Source organism: Amycolatopsis sp. NPDC043889, from assembly GCF_056435645.1.
The window spans coordinates 42,910-52,426 of the sequence record NZ_JBWKEC010000035.1 but is presented as its reverse complement, the minus strand read 5'-3'; the positions used below and the strand labels follow the sequence as shown (position 1 = coordinate 52,426).

Annotated in this window: 1 pseudogene; it reads right to left on the bottom strand. The window is 70.6% G+C overall.

The features are described from left to right. Positions 1–177: 177 nt before the first annotated feature. Positions 178–9,479 (bottom strand): annotated as a pseudogene (locus AC0685_RS37550) (amino acid adenylation domain-containing protein). Positions 9,480–9,517: the final 38 nt, after the last annotated feature.

Here is a 9,517-nt window from a genome sequence, read left to right as displayed (position 1 = left end):
ATTCGGGTTAGAACCCGAAACGCCACTCACGACCAGCGCGACCCAGGCACCCGGTCTCGCGAAAGCCACTTTCGCGACACCGCCCCCTGCACCACCGAAAAGCGAAAGGGGGTCGTGAGTGGCGATTCGGGTAAGAACCCGAAACGCCACTCACGACCCCAAAGCGAAAAGCGAGCCTTACACGGTGTCGAACTCGGACTCGAGTTCCTCGATCTCGTCCTTCCCCATGTCGACCAGTTCGAAGTCGGCGGCGGGCTTCCGCGCCGCGGGGACCTCGTCCGGCTCCTCCCCCAGCTCGACGAACGACGCGAGACCCGCCGGTGTCCGGTACTCGAACACCTCCCGCGCGCCGAAGGTCATCCCCTCACGCCGGGCCCGCGCCGCCAGCTGCATCGAGACGATCGAATCCCCGCCCAGCTCGAAGAAGCTGTCGTCCGCGCCCACCCGGTCCAGCCCGAGCATCTCGGCGAAGAGTTCGCACAGCAGCCGCTCGATCTCCGTGACCGGTTCCCTGCCGGCGATATGCCCGCTGAAATCGGGCTCCGGCAGCGCTTTCCGGTCCACCTTCCCGTTCGCGTTCACCGGCAGCGCGGCCAGCGCCATCACCACCGACGGCACCATGTACTCCGGCAGTAGCCCGGCGATCCGGTCGCGCAGCCGCACCGGGTCCACCCCGGCGCCGGACACGATGTAGCCGATCAGCCGTCCGTCGCGGACCGCCACCACCGCCTGGTCGACGCCCGGCTGGTCCGCCAGCACCGCCTCGACCTCGCCCGGTTCCACGCGATAGCCGCGGATCTTGACCTGGGTGTCCGCGCGTCCGGCGAAGACCAGCTCGCCCTCGTCGTTCCAGTACGCCAGGTCCCCCGTCCGGTACATGCGCTCGCCGGGGGTGAAGGGATCGGCGACGAACCTTTCGGCCGTCAACGCGGTGCGACCGAGGTAGCCGTGCGCCACCCCGGCGCCCGCGATGTACAGGTCGCCCGCGACACCCGGCGGCAGCGGCCGCAGGAAGACGTCCAACACGTACAGCCGCCGCCCCGGATGCGGTTTGCCGATCGGCAGCGTCGAGCCCAGCTCGTCGCCGGGCCGGATCACCTTCCACGACGCGCAGAACGTCGTTTCCGTCGGCCCGTAGGTGTGCAGGACGCGCAGGTCCGGGCACGCCTGCCGCACCCGCTCCACCGCACCGAGCGGCACCACGTCCCCGCCGGTCTGGAAGTAACGCAGCCCCGCGAAACAGTCCGGTTTCTCCTGCACCAGCGCGCGGAACTGGCCGGCGGTGAAGTTCACCGACGTGAGGCCTCGCGCCGCGTGCGCGGCGAGGGTGTCCGCGTCGATCACGCCCGGACCGGCGAGGATCACCCGCGCGCCCGCCACGAGCGGCACCAGGACCTCGTACACCGCCGGGTCGAACGTATGCGGCGCGTGCATCAGCACCGCGTCACCGGGGTGCAGATCCCACACCTGGTAGCCCAGCAGCGCCGCGACGCCGCCGTGCGAGACGGCCACGCCCTTCGGCGTTCCTGTCGAGCCGGACGTGTACATCACGTACGCCAGGTCGTCCGCACCGACCGGGACCAGGGACGCCTCGCCGTCGACCGGATCGTCCACGTGGATCCGCGGATACCCGGACGGCGTCGCGGTCCCGGCGCGGCACACCACCGCGGCCGCCGAGGAATCCTCCAGCATGAACGCGACCCGCTCGGCCGGATAGTCCGGATCGATCGGCACGTACACCGCGCCGGCCTTCCACACCGCGAGCCAGGCCGCCAACAGTTCCGCCGACCGTTCGACCACGACCCCGACGCGGTCACCACGCCGCACACCTCGCACGGTCAGCACCGTCGCGAGCTTGCCGGACCATTCGTCGAGTTCCGCGAACGAATACTTCCGGTCCGCGGCCACGATCGCCGTCGCGTGCGGAGTCCGTTCCACCTGGCGGCCGAACAGTTCCACCGCTGACGACGCGTCCACGATGTCGTCCGTTTCGTTCCAGCGCTCGATCACCAGCGCGCGGCCGGCCTCGTCGAGCACATCCAGCCTGCCGACCGGCGTCCCCGGTGCCGCGATGATCCGCTCCAGCACCAGGGTGAGCCCGTCCAGCGCCGCCTTGGCGACCGAGGCCTCGACAGCGTGATACTGCAGTTCGATTTCCAGGCTTTCGCCCGGCATCACGCCGAGGGTCATCGCGTACGGCGTCGCCTGGTTGAAGTCGCGCAGGGTCAGGCTGAGTTCGGACGGCGAGTCGGTCGCGGGGTCGGCGTAGTTCTCGAACACGACGATCGTGTCGAAACCCGCCTCGCCCAGCTTCTGGATCTCCGGCAGGCCGAGGTGGTGGTGCGCCATCAGGTCCGACTGCCGCCCCTGCAGTTCCGTGAGCATCTGCAGGACCGGCTGGCAGGCGTCCAACCGCACACGGACCGGCACCGTGTTGATGAACAGCCCCACGGTCTGCTCCGCGCCGGGCAGTCCGGCGGGCCGCCCGGAGACCACCGCGCCGAACACGACGTCCTGACGGCGCGCCAGCCGCGCCAGCACCAGCGACCACGCGCCCTGCACGAGCGTGTTGAACGTCAATCCGTTGCGGCGGGCGAACTCGGCCAGCGCGGAGGTGAACTCCGGCGAATGGCGGACCACCTCGCTCGACGGCAGCCCATGCGACTTTCCGGGAGTTTCGGGAAGCCCGAGCGACGTTCCGTCGGCCCCGTCCAGCTCCGCGCGCCAAGCCGCCTTGGCCGCCTCCTTGTCCTGCTTTCCCAGCCAGGCGAGGTAATTCCCGTAGGAACCGGGAGCACGCGCGACGCCACCCGTCGCGTAGATCTCCAGGAGATCCGCCTCGATGAGCGCCCGCGACCAGCCGTCGATGAGCAGGTGATGGCTCGTGGTCACGAGGCAGTGCTTGTCCGGGCCGAGCCGGATCAGCATCAGCCGTAGCAACGGCGGCCGCGTGAGGTCGAACCGCGTGGAGCGCTCCTTCTCCGCGATCGCGCTCACCTCGGCCAGCGCGTCGGGTTCTGACAGATCGGACAGATCGCGTTCGGCCCACGGAAGCTTGACATCCCGGGGAATGAGCTGGATCGTCTCGCCGTTCTTCCGCCGCTGGAAGCTCGCCCGGAGCGCCGCGTGCCTGGCGAGGACGATCTCCCAGGATCTCCGGAATCGCTCCGTGTCCAAGGGCCCGTCGATGATCTGCGTCTGCTGGATGAGGTGGATGTCGGGCGCCTCGTCGTCCAAGGAGGCGTGGTAGAGCATGCCCGCCTGCATCGGGGAAAGCGGCCAGACCTCGGCCAGTGCCGATCCAGAAGGGGCCGATCCAGAATTTGTCGTCGAAGTGTTCACGATGCCCGGCCTTCGCTGAGTTCCGCTGCCAATGCTTCGAAGCTCTCGATCTCGTCCTGGTCCAATTCGAGGAGACCGAAATCGGATGCGGTGTGCCCGCCCGCGGCGGGGTCTTCCGCTTGGGAAGCCAGTCCGGACAACACATCCAGCAATTCCTGGACCAGTCGTGCGATTCCGGCTTCGTCGAACACGTCGTCCGACCATTCGAGCATGAGGATCAGCTCCGGCCCGTCCGGCAGGTCCTGGACGATCGCGTTGACGTCGAGTGCGTGCGGCAGCCGCATGTCCGCGTCGATCGAGCCGCCGATCTCGCCGACCTGCTGCCACGCCCGCACATCGCCACTCTCACCGGCGGCGAACCGGCCGAGGTAGTTGAACCCGATGCGCGCCGACGGCAGCGCCGCCAGCAGCGGCTCCGTCTCGGCGTTGAGATGGCGCAACAACCCGTACCCGAGCCCGTCGCCGGGCACCGCGCGCGACTGTTCCTTGACCGCCTTCAGCAATGTCCCGGCCGCAGCGTCACCGACGAGCACCCCGGCCAAATCGATCCCGGAGACGTCGAGCCGCACCGGATGTGTGCTGGTGAACCAGCCCACCGTCCTGGACAGGTCCATTCCCTCGGCCGGATGACGACCATGGCCCTCGACGTCCACCAGCACCGAGTCCGACGCACTCCACCGGGCCACCGCTCCCGCGAGCCCGGCCAGCAGGACCTCGTGCACGCCGCAGTGGAACACCACCGGAGCCCGCCCGGCCAGCACCGACGTCTGAGCCGAAGGAACCACCCACGACTTCGAGCGCACCTTCCCCGCCGGGGCACGTCCGGGCTTTTCCTCCCGCCCGAGAATCGCTTGCCACGCCGGGAGTTCCGCGACCCGCTCGGCGGAGACCGCCCACTCCTGGAGCAGACCCGCCCACCGGCGGAACGACACCGCCACCGGCTCCAGTTCCGGCTCCCGACCGGCCGCCGCGGCCTCGCACGCCGCTCGCAGATCCGCCGCCAGGACTCGCCACGAAACCCCGTCGACCACGAGGTGGTGCGCCACCACGATCAGACGGCCGACCCGGTCCGCTCCGGCGTCCAACCACACAATTTGGACGACCACGCCTGCAGCGGGATCCAGTCGTCCGACGGCCTCCCGCGCCGCTTCGTCGGCGGCCTCGTCCAGCGAGCCTTCGACCTTCAGGCGAGTGAAAGTCCCCGCTGAGCCGCGCTCACCGACCACAAGCCGTCCATCGTCGACCCGCGCCCGCAGCATGTCGTGCGTGTCCAGCACCGCCGAGAGCCCGGCTGTCAACGTTTCTTCCGTCAGATCCGCCGGGGCACCCAGAACCATCCACTGCGCGAAGCCCGGCGCCGCGACGCCGTCCCCGAACAGCCGCATCACCGGCGTCAGCGCGACTTCACCGATGCCATCGGTGGCCCTGCCCGATTCCTGCCGCGGCGCCGGCGCCACCAGCTGCGCGAGCCGTTCCGGGGTCCGGTGTTCGAACACCTGCTTCGGGGTCAGCGCGATGCCGTCGCGACGCGCGCGGGACGCGACCTGCATGGACGAGATCGAATCCCCGCCCAGCTCGAAGAAACTGTCCTCGACCCCGACCCGCGCCAGCCCGAGCACCTCGGCGAAGACCTCGCACAGGATCCGCTCGGCCTCGGTCGCGGGCTCCCTGCCGACCGTCTTCGACGAGAAATCCGGTTCGGGCAACGCCTTCCGGTCGATCTTCCCGTGCGCGGTCAGCGGCAGGACGTCCAGCGCCATCACCGCCGCGGGCACCATGTACGCGGGCATCCGCTCGGCGAGTTCGGTCCGGAGCGCCTCCGGGTCGACGTCGCCCGGCGACACGTAAGCCACCAGACGGCCTTCGCGAACGGTCACCGTGGCCTGCGTGACCCGGGGATGGTTGGACAGCGCGAACTCGATCTCGCGCGGCTCGACCCGGAACCCGCGGATCTTGACCTGGTCGTCGGCCCGGCCGGCGGACACCAGCTCGTCCTCGTCCGTCCAGTACGCCAGGTCGCCCGTCCGGTACATCCGCTCACCGGGGACGAACGGATCGGCGACGAACCGCTCCGACGTCAGCGCCGCGCGGCCCAGATAGCCCCGCGCCACCCCGATCCCGGCCAGGTACAGCTCACCGACGACGCCGCGCGGCAACGGACGCAGGAACGCGTCCAGCAGATAGCCGCGCACCCCGGCGATCGGCCCGCCGAACGGGATCACCTCGCCGTGCGGCGCCAGCGGCATGCTCACCGTCGCGCAGATCGTGGTCTCGGTGGGCCCGTAGGCGTTGAGCATCCGGCGGTCGGCCGAGAGCCGGTCCACCAGTCCCGGCGGGCAGAGCTCCCCCGCCGCGGTCACCGTCTCGACCCCGGCCGGGAACACGTCGACGGTGGCCAGCACCGACGGCGGAGCCTTCACGTGCGTGACGTCCCACCGCTCCAGCGTGTCGCTCAGCGACGCCTGCGGCGGCAGATCCTCGTCCGGCGGCATCACCAGCGTCGCGCCCGAAAGCAACGCCATCATCACCTCGGACACGATGGTGTCGAAGCCGAGCGCCGCGAACTGCAGGACACGGGACGACGGCGTCACGGCCAGGCGTTCGATATGCGCCATCGCCAGGTTGCCCAGGCCCGAGTAGGTGACGATCACGCCCTTCGGGGTTCCGGTCGATCCCGACGTGTAGATCACGTACGCCGCGTCGCGCATCCCCACCTTCGGCAAGACCACGTCCGGGGCCGCCGAAAGGTCCAGCTCGTCGAGCACCACGAGCCGGTCCGCGAACTCCTCCGGCACCGCGTCGCGCGTCTTTCCCTGACACACCAGCAGCATCGGATCCGCGCTGCCGAAGATCAGCTTCACCCGCTCGGCCGGGTACGCGGGATCCACCGGGACGAAGACGCCGCCCGCCAGTGAAACCCCGAGCATCCCGATCAGCCACCACGCGGACCGTCCGGCCACCAGTCCGACGCGGCACTCCCGGTCGACGCCCGCCGCCCGCAGTACGGCGGCGAACCTCGTCGCCCGGTCCCACAGTTCCGCGTAGGTCAGGTCGCCTTCGCCGTCCGTGACCGCCACCGCGTCCGGCCGCTCGGCCGCCATCCGCCCGATCAGCTCCGGCAGCGGCTCGCCGTCCAGCAGCGCGGGTTCCCAGCGGGGCAACGGGATCTCGCCCATACCGGTCCGCCCGACGAGACCGGACGGATCTTCGACGATCGCGCCGAGGGCACCGGAGAACCAGTCCAGCAGGGAATCGGCGACGGCCCGGTCGATCTGCCCGCGCCAGTAGGCGAGCTGGATCCGGAACTCCTCGCCCGGGATCACCCCGACCGTCACCGGGTAGTGGGTCCCCTCGACCGTGCCCAGATACGAGAACTGGTCGGCGAAGTCCCGCGGGTAGTTCTCGAACACCAGCAGCGTGTCGAACATCGCGCCGGGTCCGGCCGTCTTCTGGATCTCCGTCAGCCCCAGATGCTGATGCGGCATCAGCTCGACCTGACGCCGCTGAAGGCCGGCGAGCATATCCGCCACGGACTGCTTTCCGTCCAGCGAGACGCGCACCGGGATCGTGTTCATCATCAGTCCCGGCATCGACTCGACGCCCGGGAGTTCGGCGGGACGGCAGGCGACCGTGGTGCCGAACACGACGTCGGTTCGCCGCGCGAGCCGCGCCAGCACCAGCGCCCACGCGCCCTGCACCACCGTGTTGAGCGTCAGCCCGTGGTCGCGGGCGAACGCGGTCAGCCGGGTGTAGAGCTCCGGTGCGAGATGGGTGACGCGGTAGTCGTATTCCGTCGCGGAGTCCGACTTGGCGACCAGTGCGGGCACGTCGATGTCCGAGAGCTCCGCCTGCCAGGCCGCCCGCGCCGCTTCCTTGTCCTGCCTGTCCAACCACGCCAGATAGTCGCGGTACGAGGCGGCCGTCCGGTCCGGGAAGCCGCCGGAGGTATAGGCCGCCGACACCTCGTTGAGGATCACCGCCACCGACCACCCGTCGGTCAGGATGTGGTGGTTGACGACCAGCAGTCGATGCCGATCCTCGGCGACCTTGATCAGCACGAGCCGGAACAACGGCGCCTTGGCGAGGTCGAACCGGTCCCGCTGTTCCTCCACGGACAGCGCCTTGACAGCCTCTTCGACATCGCTCGCGCCGGTCAGGTCGACCTCGCGCCACGGCAGCTCGACGCGTCCGGCGACGGCCTGCACCGCCTTGCCCGACGCGAGCCGGTGGAACGTCAGCCGGAGTTCGGGGTGCCGGGCGAAGACCGCCTCCCACACCGACCGCAGCCTGGCCACGTCCAGCGGCCCGGTCAGCTCCACGATCCACTGGGTCTGGTAGATGTCGGGACCCTGGTCGTCGAGGGTCGTCTGGAAGAGCAGACCCGCCTGAAGCGGCGCCAGCGGCCAGACCTCGACGGCGTCGGGGACCGCGGCCGCCAGTTCCGTCTCGTCTTCCGCGGTCAGCTCGACCAAGGGGCCGTCGACGGGCCGCTCGGCCCGCACGGCGCCCGCCACCGCGGCCAGCCGAGCGGGGGTCCGCTCCCCGAAGATCTGCGAAGGCGTCACCAGCAGGCCCGCTTTCGCCGCCCGGGCCGCGACACGCACCGCGAGGATCGAATCCCCGCCCAGTTCGAAGAAGCCGTCGTCGACGCCCGCCCGGTCGATGCCGAGCACTTCGGCGAACAGTCCACAAAGGACACGCTCCGCCTCGGTGACGGGTTCGCGTCCGTCGGCCTTCGCCGTGAAATCAGGCGCGGGCAACGCCGCCCGGTCCACCTTGCCGTTGCCGGTCAGCGGCAGCGCGGCCACCGCCATGACCACGGCCGGGACCAAGTAGTCGGGCAGGACCGCCTGAAGCCGCTCGCGAACGAGCGCGGGATCCACGTCCGCCACCACGTAGCCGATCAGGCGGCCGTCGATCGGCACCACGACGGCCTCGTGGACGTCCGGCTGGGCGGTCATCGCGGCTTCGACCTCACCGGGTTCGATCCGGAACCCGCGGATCTTCACCTGGTCGTCGACGCGGCCCGCGAAGAGCAGTTCGCCATCCGGTGTCCACTTCGCGAGGTCGCCGGTGCGGTACATCCTCTTGCCCGGGGCGAACGGATCCGCCACGAACCGCTCGGCGGTCAGCCCGGCCCGGTCGAGGTAGCCGTCGGCCAGCCCGGCGCCGGAAAGATACAGCTCGCCGACCACGTCCGGGGCGACCGGCCGCAGCGAGTCGTCCAGCACCCAGGCCTGCCGTCCGGCGAGCGGACGGCCGATCGGCAGCACCGGCACCGGGTCGTCCTCCGGTTCGAGCACGTGCCACGTGGCGCACAGCGTCGTTTCCGTCGGCCCGTACAGATGCCGGATCCGCGCGCCGGGCGCGGCGTGGCGCACCCGGTCCACCGCGTGCGCGGGCACCAGGTCCCCGCCGGTCAGGATCTCGCGCAGCCCCGCGAACGACTCCGGCGCTTCCTCCGCCACCGCACGGAAACTGCCCGCGGTGAGATGCGCCCGCGTCACCCCGGCCGCGACCGCCTCCCGCAGCCGGCGGGCGTCCACCGGCCCCGGCGCGGCGATCACCACCCGGGCACCCGACACCAGCGGCACCCAGATCTCGCACAGGGACGCGTCGAAGGAATGCGGCGCGTGCATGAGGACCGCGTCGTCGGGTTCCATCGCCCAGCCGGGATCCCCCACCAGTTCCGCCACGCTGGAATGCGGGACGGCGACGCCCTTCGGCTTGCCCGTCGAGCCGGACGTGTACATCACGTACGCCAGGTCCTCCGGGCTCGCCGGAGCGACCGCGACGTCACCCGCTTCGTCCGTGACGACGATCGCCTCGATCCCGTCCGGGACGCTGTCGCGCGTCGCGGCCGAGCACAGCATCAGGGACGCGCCCGAATCCGCGACCATGAACGCCACCCGCGGCGCGGGATACGAGGCGTCCACCGGCACGTACGCCGCGCCCGCCTTCCAGACGGCGAGAAGCGCCACCAGCAGATCCGCCGAGCGGTCCAGCATCACCGCGACCCGGCGGGCGCCCAGGGCGACCAACCGGCCGGACAGCCTGCCCGCCAGCTCGTCGAGCTCCCGATAAGTGAGGAGCCGGTCCCCGTCGGCCACGGCCACCGCGCCGGGCGCCCGGCCCACCTGCCTGGCGAAGAGATCGAGCACCGTCGGTGCGGCCT